The organism is Terrabacter sp. MAHUQ-38 (genome assembly GCF_014518425.1).
Classification (GTDB): Bacteria; Actinomycetota; Actinomycetes; order Actinomycetales; family Dermatophilaceae; genus Terrabacter.
Genome location: NZ_JACVCU010000001.1, coordinates 638,702 through 659,268 on the forward strand (window position 1 = coordinate 638,702; position 20,567 = coordinate 659,268).

The following is a 20,567-nucleotide window of genomic DNA, read 5'->3' on the forward strand; positions in this document are numbered from 1 at the left end:
TCGTGGTGCGAAAGGCGAGCGCCCCTCGGAGGTTCCAACAGGACGAGGTCCGAACGCCGGGCTATCGTCCCCCTGTGCCTGTGCACCTACAGGGGACTCCATCGAACGACCGGGTGCCGTCCGCCTGCACCGGCGGTCCGCCCCGGGTCCTCGTGCTCGGACTCGTGCAGGTGATCGTCGACGGCCGGCCGGTGCCACTGACGCTCTCGGAGCGCACCCTGCTCGCGGGCATCGCGTCGGCGGGCGGCCGCGTCGTCACCGTGTCGGCCCTCTCGGACTGGGTGTGGGGTGGCGGACACCACGCGTCGCCACGCAACCGCATCCAGGCCCTCGTCTCGGCGATCCGCCGCAAGGTGGCCCCCGCCGACCTCATCGTCACGCACGAGGTGGGCTACCAGCTCGACCCGTCGGTCGGCACCGACCTGCGCGACCGTGACGACCTGCGCCGACAGCTCTCGAGCGACGAGCTGACGCCGGTCGAGCGCCGCACCCTGCTGCACGGCGCCGCCGCCCTCACGACGGGCGATCCCCTCGACGGGTGCCACCCGACGCCCGAGGTCGACTCACTCGCGCGCCGGCTCGGCGAGGAGCACCTCGAGCTGCTCGCCGAGCGCGTCGAGGCCGACCTCGCCACGGGCCAGCTCGACGGGCTCGCGGCGGAGCTGTCGACCCTGACGAAGCGACACCCGTTCCACGAGACGTTCCACGCCCAGCTCATGCAGGTCCTGGCCCGCACCGGCCGGCAGGCCGACGCCCTCGCCGTCTACCGGGCCGCGTTCCGCCGCCTCGACGACGAGCTGGGCGTACGCCCGGGACCGGCCCTGAGCGCCGCCCACCAGGACGTCCTGCGGGCGGTCCACAGCATCCCCGAGGAGGCGGTGGTCGCCGACGACCCTGCGGATCCCGCCCCGGCGGGGCCCTCGGGCCAGGTCGCCGGGCGTCCGGGCGACGAGGTCGAGCGCGACGACGTCGGCCAGCACGCCGGCGCGCTCCACGCGGTGCCGGCACCACGCACGGTGCCGCGCACGGTGACCCGGCTCGTCGGCTGGCGGGAGGAGCTCGCGCGCGTGCTCGGCGCAGCCGAGCAGGAGGACGGCCCGGCCCCCGTCGTCGCGGTGACCGGGCTGGGCGGCATGGGCAAGAGCACCCTGGCCGTCGAGGCAGCCCACCTGCTGCGCGACCGCTTCCCCGACGGCACGCTGTACCTCGACTTCGACAGCGAGACGGGCCGAGCGGGCATCTCGAGCGTGCTCGCGCTCTTCCTCGGCCTGCTCGGCATTCACGCGGACGCCGTGCCCGCGTCGCACGACGCCCGGGTCGCGCTCTACCGCTCCGTCATCGACGACCGCCGCATCCTCATCGTCCTCGACGACGTGCCCGGCGACCTCGACGTCAGTGCCCTGCTGCCCGCACGAGCGAGCTCGGTGGCCATCCTGACGAGCCGGCACTCGCTCGCGTCGTGCCAGCCGACGGTTCGCGTGCGTCTGACCGGGCTGGCCGACGACGACGGCGCGGCGCTGCTGCGCGACCTGCTCGGGCCGGACCGCACGGACGACTCGCCCGACGACGTCGCCGCCCTGGCCCGCGAGTGCCGCGGGCTGCCGATCCTGCTGCGCGTCACGGCCCAGCGGGTCGCGGGGCGCCCCGACCTCACGTTGCGCAAGGCCCGGTCGACGCTCTCGGCAGAGATCGCCGGACGCCCCGGGTCGGGTGCCGCGGCCCGGCGCGAGGAGCGCACGGACCAGGCCGTGTACGCCGGTCTCGGCCTCGCCGAGGCGCCGCTGCCTCCCGAGGCGCGCGCCGTGCTCGGCGACGTCTCCCATCTCCCGTTCGCCCGGGTCAGCCGTTGGCTCGTGGCCGCGCTGGCCGGCGGGGAGGTCGCGGGCGACACGGCGGTCGACACCCTGCACGCCGCGTGCCTGCTCGAGCCGGTCGTCCAGGCCGGGCGCACGACGCAGTTCCAGCTCCACGATCTCGTCCGGCTCTACGCGCGGTCGGCGTGCGGCGACGACCCGGCCGCGGTGGCCGAGCGCAAGGACGCGCACCTGGCCGCCGTCATCCGTCGACTCCTCGTCCTCGCCGAGGCGCACGCGCGGGCTTTCCCGGCCAGGCTGCTTCCGCTGCCGCCGCCGCACCTCGACCCCGCCGCACCCTGCTCGCTCGGCCCGACCGGGTCGCGCGCGGAGGCGGAGTCGGGATCCGTCGGGCCCGACCCCGACGACCCGCCCTCACCGGACGACGCACTTGTCTTCTTCCGCACCGAGCAGGACACGATCCTGACGTGCGTGCGGTGGGCCGCCGAGCACGACCCGGCCGCGGCCTGGCGCCTGCTCGGCCTCATGGCGCACCACGCGCAGGCGAGCGTCGAGCCGGGCCTGTGGACCGCCGCTGCGCGCGCGGTGCACGACGCGCTCACCGAGACGACACCCGACGGCCGCCGCGGCCGCGCGCACCTCATGCTCGCCGAGAGCCTCATCCGCCACGAGGCGAGCGACTCGAAGCACGCCGCCCCGCTCGCCGTGCGTGCGCGCCGCACCCTGCACCTCGAGGGAGACCAGCTCGGTGCCGTGGCCGCTGCGGTCGTCATCGGCCGCTGCCAGCGTGCCAACGGCCGCCGTGCCGCCGCCGAGGAGGCGCTGGGCTGGGCCGGCGCCACCGTCGACGACGGCACCCCTCGCGAGCTGCACGGCTACGTCGAGCTCGCGTGGGGCAGCCTGCTCGACGACTACGACGAGCTACGTCCCGCACGCACGCACCTGCTGCGGGCGCTCGAGCACCTCGAGGGCACGGGCGACTGGGCTGGGCTCGCCACCGCCCAGTTCGCGCTGGCGCGGGTGCACCGCCGTCTCGGCGAGTACGAGGCGGGGCTGCCGCGGTGCGACGTCGCCATGGAGCTGTTCGCGCGGCTGGGTGACGTCAACGGCCGCACCGCGGTGCTCGACACCCGCGCCGACCTGCTCGTCCACATGGGCGAGCCGGCCGCCGCGCTCGAGGCGGCACGCGAGGCCGTCGACCAGGCCGGCCAGCGACGCGACGCGTTCATGCTGCACCGGGCCCAGCGCACGGTGGGCCGCGCCCTCGCCGGGCTCGGTCGGCTCGACGACGCCGAGGAGGCGCTGCGGGCCAGTGTCGCCGGCTTCGAGGCGCTGGTGCGCCCGCTCAGCCTGGCCGCGAGCCTGCGCGACCTCGGCCGGGTGCTCCAGCTCGTCGGCCGCGTCGACGAGGCGCGCACGATCTTCCTGCGCGAGCGGGCCTGCCTCGAGCGGGCCGGTCTCGTCGACCTCACCGAGCTCGACGAGCTCATCAGCCGCCTCGACGCGCGCCGCGAGGGAACCCGCCCGGTGGCCCGGCGCCGGCGCGGCCGCGGCGCCTGACTGTCCTCTCCCCGGTCGAGGTGACCCGACGCACCATCGTCCGGCGCCGGACATCGACCCCGCCGACGCGTCCGGAGCGCTGTCGCAGCGATCCCGCAGCGGCACGCGATGGACTCTGCCCGACGCCGGCACCCGCCGGAGCAGCCGCCAGGAAGGACCCACCATGACCCAGCACCTCGCTCCCGAGCGGACGGCGTCCGCCGACCACCCGTCGACCGCAGGCTCCCGGACCCGCACGAGCCGCACGACCCGGCGTGCGGTCGCCTCCGTCGCGGCGGGCCTCGCCGCACTGGCCGGGGTCGTGGGCGCGCCGACGACCGCCTCGGCCGCACTCCCCGCGGTCAACATGGAGCGCGTCCTGCTCGCGGCCCAGCTAGACCCGCACCGCGACGGGACCGGCACCACGGTGGGCGCGGCCGACGACGTGCTGCTCGTCGAGCAGGCGCTGCGGGCCAAGGGCCTGCTCGGCGCGTCCCTCGTCGACGGCCACTTCGGGTCGTCGACGACGACGGCGTGGAGGCAGTGGGAGAACCGGGTCCACGCCACGTCGACCCCGTGGGCCGACAACGGACTCCCCGGCCTCATCGAGCTGCGAGAGCTCGGCGACGGGCGCTTCACCGTCGTGGGCGCCGTCTCGCCGGGCTCGTGGGTGACCGAGGACGGCGAGACCATCGACGAGCGCACCCGGGCGATGTTCCGCAAGGCCGAGCAGCTGAGCGGCACCGACATGTACATCACCCAGGGACGCGGCAGCGCCAGCGAGTCCGCAGGCACTCACGTGGGTGGCGGGGTCATCGACATCCGCGTCATCGACCGACCGGCGATGACGGACGAGCGGGTCAGGGCGCTGCGCCAGGTCGGGTTCGCCGCGTGGTTCCGCGACTACTCGAGCGGGCCGCACATCCATGCCGTCGCGATCAACGACCCGTACATCGCGTACGGCTCTCACTACTCGCTGTGTCAGGTGTACCAGTACCGCTTCGGTGGGGCGGGTGACAGCTGCTCCGACAGTCTTGCCGGGGCCGACCGCGACCTCAACACGTGGGAGGACTGGCAGCGCACCCACTGAGCTCGCGTCTACACGAAATCCCTTACGACACAGGAGAACCACCGATGAAGAAGACACGCTCCGCTCTCGTCAGCCTGGCAGCCGCCCTGTCCGCGCTCGTCATGGTCGCGCCGACCGCGAGCGCCGAGACCAACGCCGGCACCCTCTACGCCTCCTGCGACGGCACCCGGATCGCCGCCCGCGACATCGTCAACGGCGCCGGCTCGACGCTGAGCACCGTCGAGGTCTGGAGCGCGGGACGCGACCGGAGCTCGACCCTCTGCGTGCGCAACATCCACCGTGGTGGCCACTACGGGCAGACGCTCTACACGACGGTCAACATCGACGGCGTCTACGACCGGGGCAACTACGCCTACTACGCCGGTGCCATCCGTCGCCCCGGCGACTGGGAGGCGGACTACGACATCCACTACGGAGGGTCGAGCCCCGCGAACCCGGACCGCGACTACTACTGCGACAAGGTGATCGGCCAGACGGCCGGCATCTCGGCGACGACGATCTGGGTCTGCTCCCTGCAGATCGTCTCCCGCTGAGCCGACCAGCGTGGCGGCATACGGCACCTGCCGTATGCCGCCGGACACGTAGGCGACCCAGCTCAGTTCAGGCTGAACGGGGGCAGTGGCGGCTTGGCGACCGCGCCGAGCGCCGTGGCGAACTCGAGCTCACGCTGCGTCAGCTGGAGTCCGAGCCGCAGGCGTGACTCGGTGTCGGGGCTCTCGAGGAGGCGCTGGCGGTCGGCCACGTCGAGGCTCACGGTGTCGGGCACGGCATACGCGAGCGCCCTGTCGTCGGTGGGGATCTCCGCCTCCTGGCCCGTGGCGGCCGCGAAGTCGGTCAGCTCCGAGCGGAGCCGGGCGGCGACCTGGACGATCGTGGCGGCGTCGCCGTCGGGCTCGGGGAGCCAGGTGACGCGGCCGGTGGCGTACGGGGTGCCGGCGTCACCGTCGATGGCGTCGAGGTGGAAGCGGTCGGTGCCCTCCGAGATGACGAGGAAGCGCTCACCCTCGAGCGCAGCGGCCTGCGTCAGCAGCGCGCCGCACCCGACCGGGTGCAGCGCGCGCACCGCGTCCTCGCCGACCTCGTGGCCCTCTCGGATGGCGACCACGCCGAACACGGGGGAGCGCTGGTCCTGGCCGTCGAGCAGGTCGTGGAGCAGCTGGACGTAGCGGGGCTCGAAGATCTGGAGCGGCAGCCGGGCCCCGGGCATGAGCACGGTGCCGAGCGGGAACAGCGGCAGGATCGCCATGTCTTCCAGCCTAGGTCGGCGCCGCAGAGCGCGACAGGTGCGCTGCCCGTCAGTCGGGCAGGCCCGACGCCATCCACTGGGTCGAGCCGAGCTCGTCGTTGCCCGCCTCCGTGGCGTGCGCGGGCCGGGACTCCTCGGCGAGCTCCTCGACCGCCTCCATGAGGTCGGCGGGGGAGCCGTTGATGGCTGTGGCGAGCCCGAGAGCGAGGCCGCGGACCTCCTGGTCGCCGAGTCCCAGGCGGATGGCGACCGCAGCGGCGTTGGCCGGCCGCCTCTCCGGGTCCTTCTCGAGGCACTCCAGGATCAGGTCGCGCAGGTCCTGCGGGACGTCCTCGGGCAGCGGGGGAGACGGCTCGTTGACGTGGCTGAGGGCGGTCGCGATCGGCGTGCCGCGGTCGAACGGCCGCTGCCCCGAGAGCATCTCGTGCGCGACGACGCCCAGGGCGTACAGGTCACTCGCGCCCGTCGCCGCGTGACCGAGGGCCTGCTCCGGGCTGATGTAGTTCGGCGTGCCGAGCATCTCGCCGTGCTGCGTGTGCCCGGACGCGTCGAGCGCGCGGGCGATGCCGAAGTCGGTCAGCTTCACGAGACCGTCCTCGCGGACCATGATGTTCGCCGGCTTGACGTCGCGGTGGACGACCCGCGCCTCGTGCGCCACGCCGAGCGCAAGGGCTGCCTGACCCATGATCGAGCGGACCTCGTGGGGCGAGAGCGGTCCGCGCGTCCGGAGGATCGCCGAGAGCGGCTCACCCTCCACGAGCTCCATGACGAGGAAGGCGAGACCGTCGTCCTTGCCGTAGTCGAAGACGGTCGCGATGTTCGTGTGCAGCAGCGCCGCAGAGTGAACGGCCTCATCGTGGAACCGCAGGGCGAAGAGGCGCTCGTGGTCGGTGTCGGGCCGCATGACCTTGACCGCGATGGGACGCTGCAGCACGTCGTCCGTGCCGGCCCACACGTCGGCCATGCCGCCGGAGGCGATGCGCCGCTCGAGTCGATAGCGGCCACCGAGGACGAACCCTTCGTGCAGGCGGTTCATGTGAGGGGGCACCTGGGCCTTTCGGACGGAAGGTGCACGTCAGTCGACATTCTCAGGGGCCTTCGTCAGCAGAAATGGTACGTGACCAGAGCGGTGGTCAGCATCCAGCGGCCGGGTCTCGGCAGCGTTGCCCCCGCGCGCGGCTCCCGGCTACATACCCCCGCCGAGGCGGTCCCCAACACCCACCGGCGCCTCGTTCTCGCGGGGCAGGACACGCGTCTGACGCGGTCGTGCGCGTGGGGGAACCCGTCGCCTCCTCTGCGCTCCGGCTCCTCCCAGATCCCCGCGGGCGCGCACGCGATCGCGGAGGGCCCTGTCACGCGAAAGGGCCCCAGTTCCGAGAACTGGGGCCCTTCGTCATCGCGTGCGCGAGGGGGGATTTGAACCCCCACGCCCTTTCGGACACTGGCACCTGAAGCCAGCGCGTCTGCCGTTCCGCCACTCGCGCGTGACAAGAGGACAGTGTGCTGCATACCCGACGAGTTCGCCAAACCGGGCCACGCCGAGCACGTATGCCGTGTGGCGCGGGCCCAGCGGTCAGCCACCGTGCGGCTCGCCCAGCCGGTAGGCCGGCGTCGCGAAGCCCCCACCGAGCAGACCAGGTGCGGCGCTCGGGTCGCGGCGCTCGACCCCCGCGGCGTACGTCTCGGCGTCGTCCTGCGGGTCGAAGCCGATCTCGAGACCCGGCGACAGGTCGACACGGCGGCGCGTGTTGCGCGAGACACCCCAGACGACGTGGTGGCCGGTGGCCTCGGTCGTCAGGGCGGCGTGGACGAGACGGGCCATGTCGTCACCGGACAGCCAGGACTGCAACGAGCGCGGCGCCTCCGGCTCGTCGCCGAAGGTCATGATCCGTGCGCTGACGACCGTCATCCCGAACCGGCCGGCATACAGCGCCCCGAGCGCCTCGAGCGCCGCCTTGCTCACTCCGTAGTACGTGTCCGGGGCCGGCAGCGGCATGCCCGACCGGGCCGCCTCGGAGTCGACCGGCACGAACCCGGCCGCGTGCACCGAGCTCGCCAGGAGCATCCGCTGCACGCCCGCGAGGCGCGCGGCCTCGCACACCGCGCGGGTGCCGTCGATGTTGACGGCGACGATGTCGGCCCACGGCTGCTCGTCGGAGTACGCGCCGAGGTGCACGACGAGGTCGGCCCCCGCAAAGGCCGCCGCCTGACCGTCGACGTCGCGCAGGTCGCACTCGACGGCCGTCTCGCGCTCCTCGTCCACGTCTGCGACCGGCACGCCGACGCCCTCGAGGAGCACGAGACGGTGCCCCGCCGCGCGCAGCCTCGGCCGCAGGGCGGTCGCGATGCGCCCGGCGGCGCCGGTCAGCGCGAGGTGGGCCACGTCAGCGGCATACCCACTCGGACGCCCATTGCCGGAGGCGGGGTCAGAGACCGTCGACGACGACCGCGGCCATCTCCATGCACGAGTCGTGCGTCTTCTTGCTGATCTTGAGCGGGTCGAGGTGCAGGCCCGGCGCGAGCATCGGGTCGTAGGGGATGTCGACGACCGCGCGCACCCACTGCTCGAAGTGCTCACGCGTGTGCACGCCCGCGCCGATGTCGTTGCCCTTGGCGGACGTGTGGGAGATGACGCAGACGGCGTTGCGCACGAGGTCGCCCCGGCCCATCGCGACGAGCGCGTCGAGGTTCTTCGCCGCGACGACCGATGTGTCGTCCTTGAGCGACGTCGCGAAGACGAGCATGTCGGCGCGGGCCGCGGCCGCGAGCCAGTTGGGCGAGAGGCGGTTGTTGCCCGTGTCGACGACGATCATCCGGTAGAAGCGCGAGAGCTGCGTGTGGAGGTCCTCGAACTCCTGCTCGCCGATGATGCGCATGGCCTCGTCGTCGTCGGCCGACGCGAGCACGTCGAACGAGAGCCCGCGCTGCTCACGGACCCAGTGCTCGAGCTCGGAGGTGCCGGCGTTGGGGTCGTTGGCGATCGTCGGCAGCGCCCCGAGCAGGTCGACGACCGTGCGGTGGTGGCTCTGCGACGGGGCGCGCATGCCCAGGGTGCCCTCGGTCTCGTTGTTGTCCCACGCGAGCACCGAGCCCGAGCGGTAGCGCCCGAGGTAGCTCGCGAGCATGAGGGTGACGAGCGTCTTGCCGCCACCACCCTTGGTGTTGATGACCATGATCGTCTTGCGCCCGTTGAGCGGGCGCGCGATGCGGTCGATACGGTCGCGCTCGAGCAGCTCCTTGACGCTGGGGCCCAGCCCGAACGCCTTGCGCAGGCCCGAGTTGGCCTTGACCTTCTGCCGCTCACCCTTGGAGCGCGCCGTGATGAGGTCCTCCGCGCTCGGCCGGTCGGAGTTGCCGGATCGCGCTGCCGGGGTGAGGTCGTATGCCGTCTGCCCGGCCTCGTAGCCTCCCTCGGCTGCCGCTGCGGCGACGTCGGGGTCGACGGCCGGCCGGGCGGCATACGCCTGCTGCGCTGCGGTGTGGTCGTCGGAGTAGTGCGTCGAGCGGCCGGACACGGCTGCCGACGGGTCGGTCGCGCTGCCGGCGGGGGTCCAGCCGGAGTACTCCTCCTCGGACGCGGCGGCCGTGTCGGCGTTGTGCTGGAGCGTCGCCCAGTGCTGGGTCGAGTCGTCGGCGGTGTCGGTGACGCTTGCCGGGGCGGCGGAGACGCCGGGGTCCGACGGCTCCCACGGGGTCCAGCCGTGCTGCTCGCCGACGCCGTTCTGGGCGCTGAGGCCGTTGGTCGCTGCGGTGTCGGACTCGGCCGTGTACTGGCCGCCGTACTCGTACGAGTCGGACCAGTCGTTGGCGCCGGACTCGCCCGACGCGGTCGTGCCGCTGTCGGTCGGCTGCCACGACGTGTCGTCCCAGGTGGAGCTCCAGGGGTCGGCCGGGGCCTCGTCGGTCTGGTCTGCTGCCGCCGTCCCCATCGGGATCGGCAGGGTGAAACCGCCGGGGATGGAGTTGTTCGCGGAGAAGCCGGGAAGTCCCTGACCTTCGGTGCTACCGGTCTCGTCCTTGCTCATCGAGCCCTCCTTGCTGGCCTACCACGTGCGGGACCCGCCGCGGGACCCCGTGCGATGGTCCCATGCTTCGGTCGGACATCAAACCCGCTGACCACGCCGTAAAGGGGCAGAACGGGAGTTTCGGGCACCCCGTAACCGGCCGCAGGTTGGAGGGTCGGGGGGCCGACCCGGTTACGATGAAGCGCCCGGCAGGAGCGCTCACCAGGAGGAGGAGACGGCGTGGGAATCATCAACCGTGTCGAGCACGGTCTCGCCAAGGCTGTCCACGGTGCCTTCGCCAAGGCGTTCAAGTCCGAGGTCCAGCCGGTCGAGATCGCCTCTGCGATCCGCCGTGCGATGGACGACCGTGCCGCGCTGCTCGGCCACGGCCGGGCCATGGTCCCCAACCTCTACACGATCGAGCTGAGCCAGACCGACTACGAGCGGCTCGGCGACTACGAGGAGGACCTCTCCGACGACCTCGTGGCGGCGGCCCAGGAGCACGCCGACTCGCAGGGGTACCAGCCCGGCGGGCCCCTCGAGGTGGAGCTCGTCGAGGGCGAGGGCCTCGAGACGGGCGTCTTCCGCGTCCGGCCTGCGACGGCCAAGCAGGCCGGACGCGAGAGCGCCCACGCGCCCGCCGCGCCACGCCCCCACGCGAGCACGGGCACGGCCGTCGACGAGGCTCCCCCGCAGCGTCCCGCGCCGCGGTCCAACCCGTCGGCCCGCCCGTGGCTCGATATCGCGGGCGACCGCTACCCACTGCTCGGCAGCCTGACGACCCTCGGCCGTGACGAGACCGCCGACATCGTCATCGACGATCCGGGCGTGTCCCGCCGGCACAGCGAGATCCGCGTGACGACCGACGGCCCGCACCTCGTGACCTCGATCCGCGACCTCAACTCCACCAACGGCACCTTCGTCAACGGCGAGCGCGTCTCCAGCCAGCGGCTCCAGGACGGCGACCGCCTCACGATCGGCCGCACGTCCGCGACCTTCCGCGCCGGGCGCCGGTGAGAGCACGATGAAGACCGTGGACCACACCCCTCCGGTGACCTGTGGTGACGCATGAGTGAACTCACCCTTACCCTGCTGCGGCTGGGTCTGCTCGCGCTGCTGTGGATCTTCATCTTCAGCGTCGTCGGCGTGCTCCGCACCGACATCTACGGCACCGCCGTGAACCGGCGCGGCCAGCGCAAGGCGGCCAAGCAGGCGCAGGCGCAGGACCGTCAGCCCAGCGCGCGTCGCACCCCCGTCCCCTCGCCGGGCGGCGGGGCTGCCGCCGGTGCGGCAGCGGCCGGCGCGGCGCCCGCGTCTGAGGCCGGGTCGGGTTCGTCCGGCTGGCGCGGGCGGGGTCGCGGCAAGAGCGTCCCGACCCGACTCGTCGTCACCGAGGGTCCGCTCACCGGCACGTCGCTGCCGCTCCGCAGCGGCGGCGTCCTCATCGGCCGCAACCCCGAGTGCGCGCTCGTGCTCGACGACGACTACGCCTCGGGCCGCCACTGCCGCATCTATCCCGACACGTCCGGCCGCGACGGCTGGGTCGTCGAGGACCTCGGCTCCACCAACGGCACCTTCATCGGCCGCGACCGGCTGACCGGCTCGCGACCCGTCGAGGTCGGCACCACGCTGCGGATCGGCAAGACCGTCCTCGAACTGCGAGGTTGAGCCGATGGCCATCGCCCTGCGCTACGCCGCGCGCTCCGACCTCGGGCTGGGACCCAAGTCCCGCAACGAGGACTCGGGGTATGCCGGCCCCAACCTGCTCGTCCTCGCGGACGGCATGGGTGGGCACGCCGCGGGCGACGTCGCGAGCTCGATGATCGTCGGCGAGCTCGCCCCGCTCGACGAGGAGGACGTGACCGCGGACCAGGCGATCCCGCTCCTCGAGGAGGCCCTGCACGCCGCGAACGCCAAGCTCACCAAGGCGATGCGTGAGAACTCCGACCTCGCGGGGATGGGCAGCACGACGATCGTCATGCTCCGCACCGGCAACAAGCTCGCGATGGCCCACATCGGCGACTCCCGCGCGTTCATGCTGCGCGGCGACACGTTCTCGCAGATCACGAAGGACCACTCCTTCGTGCAGCAGCTCATCGACGAGGGCCGCATCTCCAAGGAGGAGGCCGGCCACCACCCGCAGCGCTCCGTCGTCACGCGCGTCATGACCGGCCAGCCCGACGACGAGCCGGACACCTCGCTGCGCGAGGCCAAGATCGGCGACCGTTTCCTGCTGTGCTCCGACGGTCTGTCGGACTTCGTCGGAGCCGACGTCATCGAGGAGATCGTCCGCGAGGCGCGCACCCCCGCCGAGGCCGCCGACCGCTGCATCGAGGTCGCCCTCAAGGCCAGCACGCGCGACAACGTGACCGTCATCGTCGCGGAGGTCGTCGACGCCGACGGCGACGACCTGCCGACCACGGTGCCGCAGGTCGTCGGGGCCGCAGGCAGGCGCATGCGGGGCCGCACGCGCGCCATCCCGACGAGCCCTGCCGAGAAGGCGGCGGCCCTGTCACGCCAGGCCACCGGCCGGGCCGATGCCGACGACGACTCGCTCGAGCTCGCCGAGGACCGCACCCGCTCCCGGAGCTCGAAGATCGTGACCCGCGTCCTCGCCGCGCTCCTCATCGCGGCCATCCTCGGCGGCGGCGGGTACGCCGCGTGGGCCTGGTCCCAGAAGCAGTACTTCGTCGCCGCCGACGCCGGCCACGTCGCGATCTTCCAGGGCGTCTCGCAGGACATCGGGCCGATCAGCCTCTCGCACCTCGAGTCGCAGTCCGACGTGCTCGTCTCCGACCTGCCGGTCGACGTGCAGGGCTCGGTCGGCAACACCATCTCGGCCCGTGACCTCGCCGACGCGCAGACCAAGGTCAACGCGCTGCGCACGGAGGCACAGCGCTGCCAGCACCTCGCCCAGACCGGTACTCCGTGCGGCACGAGCCCGACGCCCACCCCCTCCTCCACGACACCCACGACGCCGCCAAGCACCTCGCCGGGCACGCCCACGTTGCCGCGGCCGACCACGTCGGCGCCGAAGCCGGCGACGACGCCCACGACCCCGCCGCGGGTCGCCGCCGGCGGTCCGCCCGGCGCGATCGGGGTGGTCGCGTGACGACAACCGTCGAGCCGCTGACCCCGCGCACCCGGCGCGGCGCCGAGCTGCTCCTGCTGCTCCTCGCGATCGCCATCGTCATGCTCGCGTGGGTCACGACCGACCTCAACCGCAACGGCACCGTGCCGGCCAACATCATCCCGGTGGCGGGCGGCTTCACCGTGCTCGCACTCGGCGTGCACCTCGTGCTGCGTTGGAAGGCCGCCTACGCCGACCCCGTGCTGCTTCCGATCACGACGGTCCTCAACGGCCTCGGGCTGGTCATGATCCACCGGCTCGACCTCGCCGGCGGCAAGCTCGGGGCCGACGGCGACGCGTACCGCCAGATCATCTGGACCACCCTTGCGGTCGCCCTGGCGGTCGCGGTCCTCTTCGTCCTGCGCGACCACCGGCTGCTGCGCCGCTACACCTTCGTGACGATGGCGATCGGGTTCGTCCTGCTCCTGCTGCCGCTCGTGCCGGGGGTCGGCCGCACGATCAACGGCTCGCAGATCTGGATCTCCATCGGGCCGATGAACTTCCAGCCCGGCGAGTTCGCCAAGATCGCCCTCGCGGTCTTCTTCGCCGGCTACCTCGTGCAGACACGTGACGTGCTCTCGCTAGCGGGCAAGAAGGTCCTCGGGTTCACCTTTCCCCGTGGCCGAGACCTCGGCCCGATCCTCGTCGCGTGGGTGCTCGCCCTGCTCGTCCTCGTCTTCCAGAAGGACCTCGGGTCGGCGCTGCTCTTCTTCGGTCTCTTCGTCGCGATGCTCTACGTCGCTACCGAGCGTGTCTCGTGGATCGCGATCGGCCTGCTGCTGTTCGCGGCAGCCGTCGCCTTCGCGCTGTCGGCCTTCACGCACTTCCAGAAGCGCGTGGACCTGTGGCTCGACCCCTTCTCGCAGGACAACCTCGAACGCTCCAACCAGCTCGCCAACGGGCTGTGGGGCATGGCGTCCGGGGGCCTCACGGGCACCGGCCTCGGCGCGGGGCGCCCGTACCTCACGTCGTTCGCGGAGAGCGACTTCATCTTCCCGAGCCTCGGTGAGGAGCTCGGCCTGTTCGGCGCGGTCGCGATCATCGTGCTCTACCTCTTGTTCTGCGAGCGCGGCATCCGCACGGCGCTCGGGGTGCGTGACGGCTTCGGCAAGCTCCTCGCGATCGGACTGTCGTTCTCGGTCGCCTTCCAGCTGTTCATCGTCATCGGCGGCGTCACCCGGGTCATCCCGCTGACGGGCCTCACGACCCCCTTCATGTCGCTCGGTGGCTCCTCCCTCCTCGCGAACTGGGTGATCATGGCGCTCCTGCTGCGCATCTCCGACCAGGCCCGCCGACCGATGCCGGAGATGCCGGTGGGCGTGGCCGCCGACGAGCCCGCGCCGGCCGAGCTGACCCAGGTGGTGAAGCTGCCGTGAACACCCCGATCCGCCGGCTCTCGGTCCTCATCGCGTGCCTCTTCACGGCGCTGCTCGTGGCCTCGACGATCGTGCAGTTCGCGCAGGCGAAGTCGCTCGGCGCCATGTCGACCAACAAGCGGACGCTCCTCGACAGCTACTCCCGCGAGCGCGGCTCGATCATCGTAGGCGGGCAGGCCGTCGCGAAGTCGGTGCCCGTCGAGGACCAGTACCGCTTCCTGCGCAGCTACCCCCAGGGTGAGCTGTACGCCCAGCTGACCGGCTTCTACTCGTACTCCGTCGGCGCGCCGTACGGCCTCGAGCACGCGTCCGACGACCTGCTCTCCGGTGACGCCGACACGCTGTTCGTGCGGCGCATGACCGACCTCATCACGGGCCGCAAGACCTCCGGCGCGACGGTCGAGCTGACCATCGACCCCAAGGCTCAGGCCGCCGCCGACAAGGCCCTCGGCGACAGCAAGGGTGCGGTCGTCGCGCTCGACCCGAAGACCGGCGCCATCCTCGCCATGGTCAGCCACCCGACGTACGACCCCAACCCGCTCTCGAGCCACGACCTGTCGAAGGCGGCGAAGGCCTGGCAGTCGCTCTCGACCGACAAGGGCAAGGCCTACCTCAACCGCGCCATCAGTGGCGTCTACCCGCCCGGGTCGACCTTCAAGGTCGTCACGGCCGCGGCCGCGCTCGAGGACGGCATCGCCACCGACGAGAACTCCACGGTCCCCGGCCCCGCCGAGCTGAACCTGCCGTTGACGAGCACCAACCTTCCCAACGAGAACGGCCAGGCGTGCGGACCCGGCGACGAGACGACTCTCATCCACGCGCTCGAGATCTCGTGCAACACCGCGTTCGGGTCGCTCGGTCTCGAGCTCGGCGGTGAGAAGCTGCGTGCGCAGGCCGCCAAGTTCGGCTTCGGCGACTCCCTGCAGGTGCCGATGCGGGTCGCGACGAGCTCGGTGCCGGCCGACCTCAACGCGCCGCAGGCCGCCCAGGCCGCGATCGGCCAGTACGACGTGCGCACGACGCCGCTGCAGATGGCGATGGTGGCCGCCGGCATCGCCAACGGCGGCCGGGTCATGACGCCGTACCTCATCCAGTCGGTGCGCAGCGCCAACCTCGACATCATCGAGTCGACGCCCGACCCCGTCGAGCTCTCGCAGGCGGTGTCCGAGCAGACCGCCCGGACCCTGACGAAGATGATGGTCTCCGTCGTGCAGAACGGCAGCGGCGCCCGCGCCCAGATCGACGGCGTCGAGGTCGCCGGCAAGACCGGCACCGCGCAGCACGACCCTGACAAGCCTCCGCACGCGTGGTTCATCTCCTTCGCCCCGGCCACCGACCCGAAGGTGGCCGTCGCGGTCGTCGTCGAGGACGGCGGCGTCACGGGCAGCGAGGTCGGCGGCGGGCGGGTCGCCGCGCCGATCGCCCGCGAGGTCATGGAGGCGGTGCTGAGCCGATGACACTCGCGACCGGTGCGACGCTCGGTGGTCGCTACACCCTCGGCTCCGTCATCGCGGCCGGCGGCATGGGCGTCGTGTGGGAGGCCACCGACGAGGTGCTCCAGCGTCCCGTCGCCGTCAAGATCATGCGAGCGCCCGGGCCTGACGACGACGCGTTCCTCGAGCGGTTCCGCGACGAGGCGCGAGGCAGTGCGTCGCTGCACCACCCGAACATCGCGGCGGTCTTCGACTACGGCGAGGAGGACGGCACGGCATACCTCGTGATGGAGCTCGTGCCCGGCCGCACCGTCAGCGAGCTCATCCGCGCCAACCCCGGCGGTATGCCGGCGGACGACGTCCGCTCGATCCTCGGCCAGGCGGCGCTGGCCCTCTCGGTCGCCCACGAGTCGGGCATGGTGCACCGCGACGTCAAGCCGGCCAACATCATCGTGACGCCGTCGGGGCAGGCGAAGCTGACCGACTTCGGTATCGCGCGTCTCGGCGACGGATCGGGCCACACGATCACGGGCGAGGTGCTCGGCACGCCCGACTACATCAGCCCCGAGCAGGCCCTCGGCGAGCCGGCCACCGCTGCGAGCGACGTCTACTCGCTCGGGGTCGTCGCCCACGAGATGCTGACCGGCCGGAAGCCGTTCGACATGGGCACGCCCGTCGCGACCGCCTTGGCGCAGGTCAACGACCCGCCGCCGGACCTGCCCGACACGGTTCCGGCAGACCTGCGCGCCGTCGTCGTCGCGAGCCTCGCGAAGTCGCCGGGCGACCGACCGGCGGATGCCCGAGCGGTCGCGGAGGCGACCGGCGTACCGCTCGGCTCCCTGCCCCCGGCGACCACGCCCCAGGTCGACGAGGCCACCGAGGTGCTCCCTTCCGACGCCACCGAGGTGCTAGCTGCCGAGGCCACGACGACGGCCGCCGTGCCGGCGCCGGTCCTGCCGGCCTCGCCGGTGGACGCGACGCGCGCCATGCCGGTGATGCCGACTCGCGGCAGCCGGCACACGGGCGGATCCGCAACCGGGACAAGCCGATCCGGACCGCGGCGCTCTCGGGCCCGGTGGGCGTGGCTGGCCGTCCCGGCCGTCGCCCTCGTCACCTGGGGGGCTTTCGCGCTGGGCAGCCTCATGGGTGCCACTCCGACGACCACGCCGACCACCTCCTCGCACACGGCGTCGGCCGGCACGCCGGCGCCGTCCACGAGCGCCACGAGGTCGACCACGACGCCCACCCCGACGCACACGACGGCGACGACCGCGCCGACTACCAAGCCCCTCGAGCCGACCAAGCCGGAGCCGACCAAGCCGGGCAAGGGCAAGGGCAAGGGCGGCAAGGACAAGTGACATGACAGACCAGCCCGAGCAGCGCGACCCAGGCGCCCGACGAGCGGACCAGGATGAGCCACCACGCGGACGAGCAGTTCCCGAACGAGCAGAGGCGATCGACGTGAGCACCGCAGCCCGTGTCCTCGGTGGACGCTACGAGGTCGGGGAGCTGATCGGCCGAGGCGGCATGGCCGACGTGCACCTCGGCCACGACACCCGCCTCGGGCGGACGGTCGCCATCAAGATGCTGCGCTCCGACCTCGCCCGGGATGCCAACTTCCTCATGCGGTTCCGTCGCGAGGCCCAGTCCGCGGCCGGCCTCAACCACCCGTCGATCGTCGCGATCTTCGACTCCGGCGAGGACGAGAGCTTCACCGAGGGGCCCAACGGCACGCGCACGACCCTGCCGTTCATCGTCATGGAGTACGTCGACGGCGAGACGCTGCGCCAGAAGCTGACCCAGCACCAGCAGCTCGACCCGGCCGAGGCGATCCGGGTGACCGAGGGCATCCTCGACGCCCTGTCCTACAGCCACCGGATGGGCATCGTCCACCGCGACATCAAGCCGGCCAACGTCATGATCACGAGCGGCGGCCACATCAAGGTGATGGACTTCGGCATCGCCCGGGCCATCGCCGACACCGCCGCCACGATGACGCAGAGCCAGTCGGTCGTCGGCACCGCCCAGTACCTCTCGCCCGAGCAGGCGCAGGGCCAGACGGTCGACGAGCGCTCCGACCTCTACTCGACCGGCTGCCTCCTCTTCGAGCTGCTCGCCGGCCGTCCACCGTTCACCGGCGACTCGGCCGTCGCCATCGCGTACCAGCACGTCGGTGAGCTCCCGCAGCCCCCGAGCGTCTGGAACGACTCGGTCGGCGGCGACCTCGACGCCGTGACGCTGCACGCCCTGGCGAAGGACCGCGAGGCCCGCTACCAGGACGCGGCCTCCTTCAGGGCCGACCTCGAGAACGTCCGGCTCGGCCGCCAGATCAGCGCCGCGGCGCTCGGCACCGCTGCGATCGTCGGCGCGGCCGCGACCCAGACCCTCCCGCCGTCGTATGCGACGCCCGGCGCCCCGACCGCGGTGCAGCCCGCCATGACCTCCCGGCGCGAGCGGTACCAGAACACTGCCGGCCTCCCGGCCGTCGGTCACGAGGAGGCCGACGCGCGTGGGCGGCAGGGCGGCCGCGGCAAGGCGGTGCTGGTGACGGCGCTCGTCATCGCCGTCCTCGCCCTCGTCGGCTGGGGCGCGGCCACGTGGTTCAGCAACCAGACGCCGAACGTCACCAAGGTCGCCGTCCCGACCATCGAGGGGATGAAGGAGGACGTCGCCGCCCGCACCCTGACGACCAACGGCCTGCGCGGCCAGAAGACGACCGCCGCGAGCAGCACCGTCGACGAGGGGGAGGTCATCAGCCAGGACCCCAAGTCCGGCACGCAGGTCGCCGAGCAGTCGGTCGTCAAGTACGTCGTCTCGTCCGGCCCCGACACCCTCACGGTCCCGGACGTCACAGGCTTCGACAAGGACACCGCTCGCGAGGAGCTCGAGAAGGCGGGCTTCGCGGTCGCGGGCTTCACCGAGGAGAACACGCCCGACCAGGACAAGAACAAGGTGACGAAGACCGAGCCGGCCGCCCAGGCGGTCGTCTCCAAGGACACGAAGATCCGCATCTTCTACGCCACCGGCAACGTCAAGGTGCCCGACAACCTCGTCGGACAGGACTGGGCCCTGGCCGCGGTCGCGCTCCAGAACGCCGGCCTCGAGCCGCGCAAGCAGGCCGTCGACTCCGACAAGAACCCCGATGAGGTGCTCTCCGTGGACAAGGCCGGGGACGTCGTCAAGATCGGAACCGAGATCGTCGTCAAGGTGGCCCGCACGCCGCCACCCCCGACGGTCACCGTCACGCCGCCCCCGCCGTCGACGGAGACGAACGGCACGGGTGAGCCGACCACGCCGCCGACGCCCTGACCCGACGACACGGCATACGGCACCCGGCACCCGGCATGGCGAAGGGCCTCCTCCCGGGCGGGAGGAGCCCTTCGGCGTCGAAGTCCGGGTGCGGAGCGGGTCAGACCGCCGCGGTGACGAGCGGGCTGAGCCCGACCGAGCGCTCCACGGCGTCGCCGTCACCGCACATGGCGAGGAAGTTGGCGAGCATCCGGTGACCACCCTCGGTGAGCACGCTCTCGGGGTGGAACTGCACGCCGTGCAGCGGCAGGTCGCGGTGACGCACGGCCATGACGAGGCCCGAGTCGGTGTGGCCGGTGGCGACGAGCTCGTCAGGAAGCGTCGCCGGGTCGATGGTCAGCGAGTGGTAGCGCGTCGCGGTGAACGGGCTGGGCAGCCCCTCGAGGACACCGGTGCCGTCGTGGTGCACGAGCGAGGTCTTGCCGTGGAGCAGCTCGGGTGCGCGGCCGACCGTCGAGCCGGCGACGACGCCGAGGGCCTGGTGGCCGAGGCAGACGCCGAACATCGGCTTCGAGAGCCGGGCGCACTCGCGGATGATGTCCATGGAGACGCCCGCTTCCTCGGGGGTGCCCGGGCCCGGTGACACGAGGACGCCGTCGTATGCCGCCGCGTCCGTCGCCGGGACCGCGTCGTTGCGCACGACCGTGCACTCGGCGCCGAGCTGCTCGAGGTAGCCGACGATCGTGTAGACGAAGCTGTCGTAGTTGTCGACGACGAGGATGCGGGTCATGCGGGGCCTCAGTGGTGGTGGGCGGTGGCGGCTGGCGCTCAGCGGATGGGCGACGCGTACTGGAAGTCGACCGACCCCGAGTATGCCGGGAACTCGATCGAGGTGTGGGTGTGGACTCCGTAGCCGAGACCGACGGCGTCGACGTACTGCCGGTAGATGTTGACGGACGGGTCGGCGTCGAGGCCCTCCTGCAGGCGGTCGACGTCGCCGATCGCGGTGATCCGGTAGGGCGGGGCGTAGACGCGCCCCTGCAGGATCAGGGTGTTGCCGACGCAGCGGACCGCGCTCGTGGAGATGACGCGCTGGTCCTGGATCATCATCGCCTCCGCGCCCGAGGTCCACAGTGCGTTGACGACGGCCTGGACGTCCTGCTGGTGCACGACGATGTCGTCGGCGGTGAAGCCGTCGGGCAGCGAGTCGGCGGTGCGCTTCGCGTCATCGAGGGTGACCTCGATCGCCTCCCCCCTGACCTTGGTCGTGGCGGCCGTGGCGGCGAGCTCGTCGGCGGCGCGGGTCAGGCTCGAGAGGTGCTCGTCGGTCGGTGCGCTGGCCTTGGCGAGCGCCTCGACCTCCTTCTGGAGCTCGTCGAGGACGGTCGCCTGCTCGGCGACGCGGGCATCGCCCTCGATGATCAGCTGCGGAAGGTCGCGGTCGGCCCGGAGGTCTCGACCCTGCGCGGCCTGGAAGCTCATCGCGAACATCAGGCCGGCGGCGGCCGTGACGACGGGGACGAGCAGGCGCCACGCCACGCGGCGGCCAGGTGCCGGAGCCGCCGGGGCCACGTCCGGCGCCACCTCGGGCCGGTCGACGTCCGTCATCACCGATGTCCTCGCTCGCGCGGACCCTCCGCGCTGCCACCATTGTGCACGGTTCGCCTCACCGGACGGATCTGAGGT

The 20,567-nt window shown here is 72.4% G+C and carries 16 protein-coding genes and 1 tRNA gene; 10 read left to right on the forward strand and 7 right to left on the reverse strand.

What is annotated here, in order from left to right:
* The first annotated feature begins 74 nt into the window (after positions 1 to 74).
* The 3 genes from H9I49_RS03070 to H9I49_RS03080 all read left to right on the forward strand — a co-directional run bounded on the left by H9I49_RS03070 (position 75) and on the right by H9I49_RS03080 (position 4,976).
* Positions 75 to 3,374, forward strand: coding sequence for a BTAD domain-containing putative transcriptional regulator (locus tag H9I49_RS03070; RefSeq protein ID WP_188028837.1), 3,300 nt, complete (start codon positions 75 to 77; stop codon positions 3,372 to 3,374).
* A gap of 163 nt (positions 3,375 to 3,537) precedes the next feature.
* Entirely contained in the window at positions 3,538 to 4,443 is a 906-nt protein-coding gene (locus H9I49_RS03075; protein ID WP_188028838.1) for a peptidoglycan-binding protein, read from the forward strand.
* A 44-nt stretch (positions 4,444 to 4,487) separates the two neighbouring features.
* Positions 4,488 to 4,976: a hypothetical protein gene (locus H9I49_RS03080; protein WP_188028839.1), complete on the forward strand. Its 489-nt coding sequence runs from the start codon at positions 4,488 to 4,490 to the stop codon at positions 4,974 to 4,976.
* A gap of 62 nt (positions 4,977 to 5,038) precedes the next feature.
* Here H9I49_RS03080 and H9I49_RS03085 read toward each other — a convergent pair whose 3' ends face one another.
* From H9I49_RS03085 to H9I49_RS03105, 5 genes are all read right to left on the reverse strand, one after another.
* The gene (locus tag H9I49_RS03085; RefSeq protein ID WP_188028840.1) at positions 5,039 to 5,689 is read right to left on the reverse strand and encodes an LON peptidase substrate-binding domain-containing protein; all 651 of its coding nucleotides are present in this window, start codon (positions 5,687 to 5,689) and stop codon (positions 5,039 to 5,041) included.
* A 49-nt stretch (positions 5,690 to 5,738) separates the two neighbouring features.
* Complete coding sequence (locus tag H9I49_RS03090; protein WP_188028841.1) at positions 5,739 to 6,725, reverse strand: serine/threonine-protein kinase; 987 nt, start codon at positions 6,723 to 6,725, stop codon at positions 5,739 to 5,741.
* 365 nt (positions 6,726 to 7,090) lie between these two features.
* A tRNA-Leu gene (locus H9I49_RS03095) sits at positions 7,091 to 7,173 on the reverse strand.
* Between the two features lie 89 nt (positions 7,174 to 7,262).
* Complete coding sequence (locus tag H9I49_RS03100) at positions 7,263 to 8,072, reverse strand: NAD(P)-dependent oxidoreductase (RefSeq protein WP_188028842.1); 810 nt, start codon at positions 8,070 to 8,072, stop codon at positions 7,263 to 7,265.
* Positions 8,073 to 8,115: 43 nt separating this feature from the next.
* Positions 8,116 to 9,714 carry a hypothetical protein gene (locus H9I49_RS03105; RefSeq protein ID WP_188028843.1) on the reverse strand — a complete coding sequence of 533 codons (1,599 nt, stop codon included), beginning with the start codon at positions 9,712 to 9,714 and terminating at the stop codon, positions 8,116 to 8,118.
* Between the two features lie 219 nt (positions 9,715 to 9,933).
* Between H9I49_RS03105 and H9I49_RS03110 the strand changes: the two genes are divergently transcribed.
* The 7 genes from H9I49_RS03110 to pknB all read left to right on the forward strand — a co-directional run bounded on the left by H9I49_RS03110 (position 9,934) and on the right by pknB (position 18,941).
* Positions 9,934 to 10,710: a DUF3662 and FHA domain-containing protein gene (locus H9I49_RS03110; protein ID WP_188028844.1), complete on the forward strand. Its 777-nt coding sequence runs from the start codon at positions 9,934 to 9,936 to the stop codon at positions 10,708 to 10,710.
* A gap of 51 nt (positions 10,711 to 10,761) precedes the next feature.
* Positions 10,762 to 11,361 carry an FHA domain-containing protein gene (locus tag H9I49_RS03115; RefSeq protein WP_188028845.1) on the forward strand — a complete coding sequence of 200 codons (600 nt, stop codon included), beginning with the start codon at positions 10,762 to 10,764 and terminating at the stop codon, positions 11,359 to 11,361.
* A 4-nt stretch (positions 11,362 to 11,365) separates the two neighbouring features.
* The gene (locus tag H9I49_RS03120) at positions 11,366 to 12,805 is read left to right on the forward strand and encodes a PP2C family serine/threonine-protein phosphatase (protein ID WP_188028846.1); all 1,440 of its coding nucleotides are present in this window, start codon (positions 11,366 to 11,368) and stop codon (positions 12,803 to 12,805) included.
* Positions 12,802 to 14,199, forward strand: a complete 1,398-nt coding sequence (locus H9I49_RS03125; protein WP_370587404.1) for an FtsW/RodA/SpoVE family cell cycle protein — start codon at positions 12,802 to 12,804, stop codon at positions 14,197 to 14,199. The genes H9I49_RS03120 and H9I49_RS03125 overlap by 4 nt, the downstream gene beginning before the upstream one ends.
* On the forward strand, positions 14,196 to 15,656 hold the full coding sequence (locus tag H9I49_RS03130) for a penicillin-binding transpeptidase domain-containing protein (protein ID WP_188028847.1): 1,461 nt from the start codon (positions 14,196 to 14,198) through the stop codon (positions 15,654 to 15,656). Before H9I49_RS03125 ends, H9I49_RS03130 begins: the two co-directional genes overlap by 4 nt.
* A complete protein-coding gene (locus H9I49_RS03135; protein ID WP_188028848.1) occupies positions 15,653 to 16,990 on the forward strand; it encodes a serine/threonine-protein kinase in 1,338 nt (445 codons plus the stop codon). Before H9I49_RS03130 ends, H9I49_RS03135 begins: the two co-directional genes overlap by 4 nt.
* Positions 16,991 to 17,093: 103 nt before the next feature.
* Positions 17,094 to 18,941, forward strand: coding sequence for a Stk1 family PASTA domain-containing Ser/Thr kinase (gene pknB / locus H9I49_RS03140; protein ID WP_188029587.1), 1,848 nt, complete (start codon positions 17,094 to 17,096; stop codon positions 18,939 to 18,941).
* Positions 18,942 to 19,041: 100 nt separating this feature from the next.
* Here pknB and H9I49_RS03145 read toward each other — a convergent pair whose 3' ends face one another.
* Positions 19,042 to 19,671: an aminodeoxychorismate/anthranilate synthase component II gene (locus H9I49_RS03145; RefSeq protein ID WP_188028849.1), complete on the reverse strand. Its 630-nt coding sequence runs from the start codon at positions 19,669 to 19,671 to the stop codon at positions 19,042 to 19,044.
* 38 nt (positions 19,672 to 19,709) lie between these two features.
* Positions 19,710 to 20,489, reverse strand: coding sequence for a DUF881 domain-containing protein (locus H9I49_RS03150; protein WP_188028850.1), 780 nt, complete (start codon positions 20,487 to 20,489; stop codon positions 19,710 to 19,712).
* Positions 20,490 to 20,567: the final 78 nt, after the last annotated feature.

Coding starts and splice junctions, on each gene's coding strand:
- H9I49_RS03075 (WP_188028838.1), top strand. CDS start 3,538: ATGACCCAGCACCTCGCTCCCGAGCGGACGGCGTCCGCCGACCACCCG.
- H9I49_RS03115 (WP_188028845.1), top strand. CDS start 10,762: ATGAGTGAACTCACCCTTACCCTGCTGCGGCTGGGTCTGCTCGCGCTG.
- H9I49_RS03145 (WP_188028849.1), bottom strand. CDS start 19,671: ATGACCCGCATCCTCGTCGTCGACAACTACGACAGCTTCGTCTACACG.
- H9I49_RS03135 (WP_188028848.1), top strand. CDS start 15,653: ATGACACTCGCGACCGGTGCGACGCTCGGTGGTCGCTACACCCTCGGC.
- H9I49_RS03080 (WP_188028839.1), top strand. CDS start 4,488: ATGAAGAAGACACGCTCCGCTCTCGTCAGCCTGGCAGCCGCCCTGTCC.
- H9I49_RS03105 (WP_188028843.1), bottom strand. CDS start 9,714: ATGAGCAAGGACGAGACCGGTAGCACCGAAGGTCAGGGACTTCCCGGC.
- H9I49_RS03085 (WP_188028840.1), bottom strand. CDS start 5,689: ATGGCGATCCTGCCGCTGTTCCCGCTCGGCACCGTGCTCATGCCCGGG.
- H9I49_RS03120 (WP_188028846.1), top strand. CDS start 11,366: ATGGCCATCGCCCTGCGCTACGCCGCGCGCTCCGACCTCGGGCTGGGA.
- H9I49_RS03150 (WP_188028850.1), bottom strand. CDS start 20,489: ATGACGGACGTCGACCGGCCCGAGGTGGCGCCGGACGTGGCCCCGGCG.
- H9I49_RS03090 (WP_188028841.1), bottom strand. CDS start 6,725: ATGAACCGCCTGCACGAAGGGTTCGTCCTCGGTGGCCGCTATCGACTC.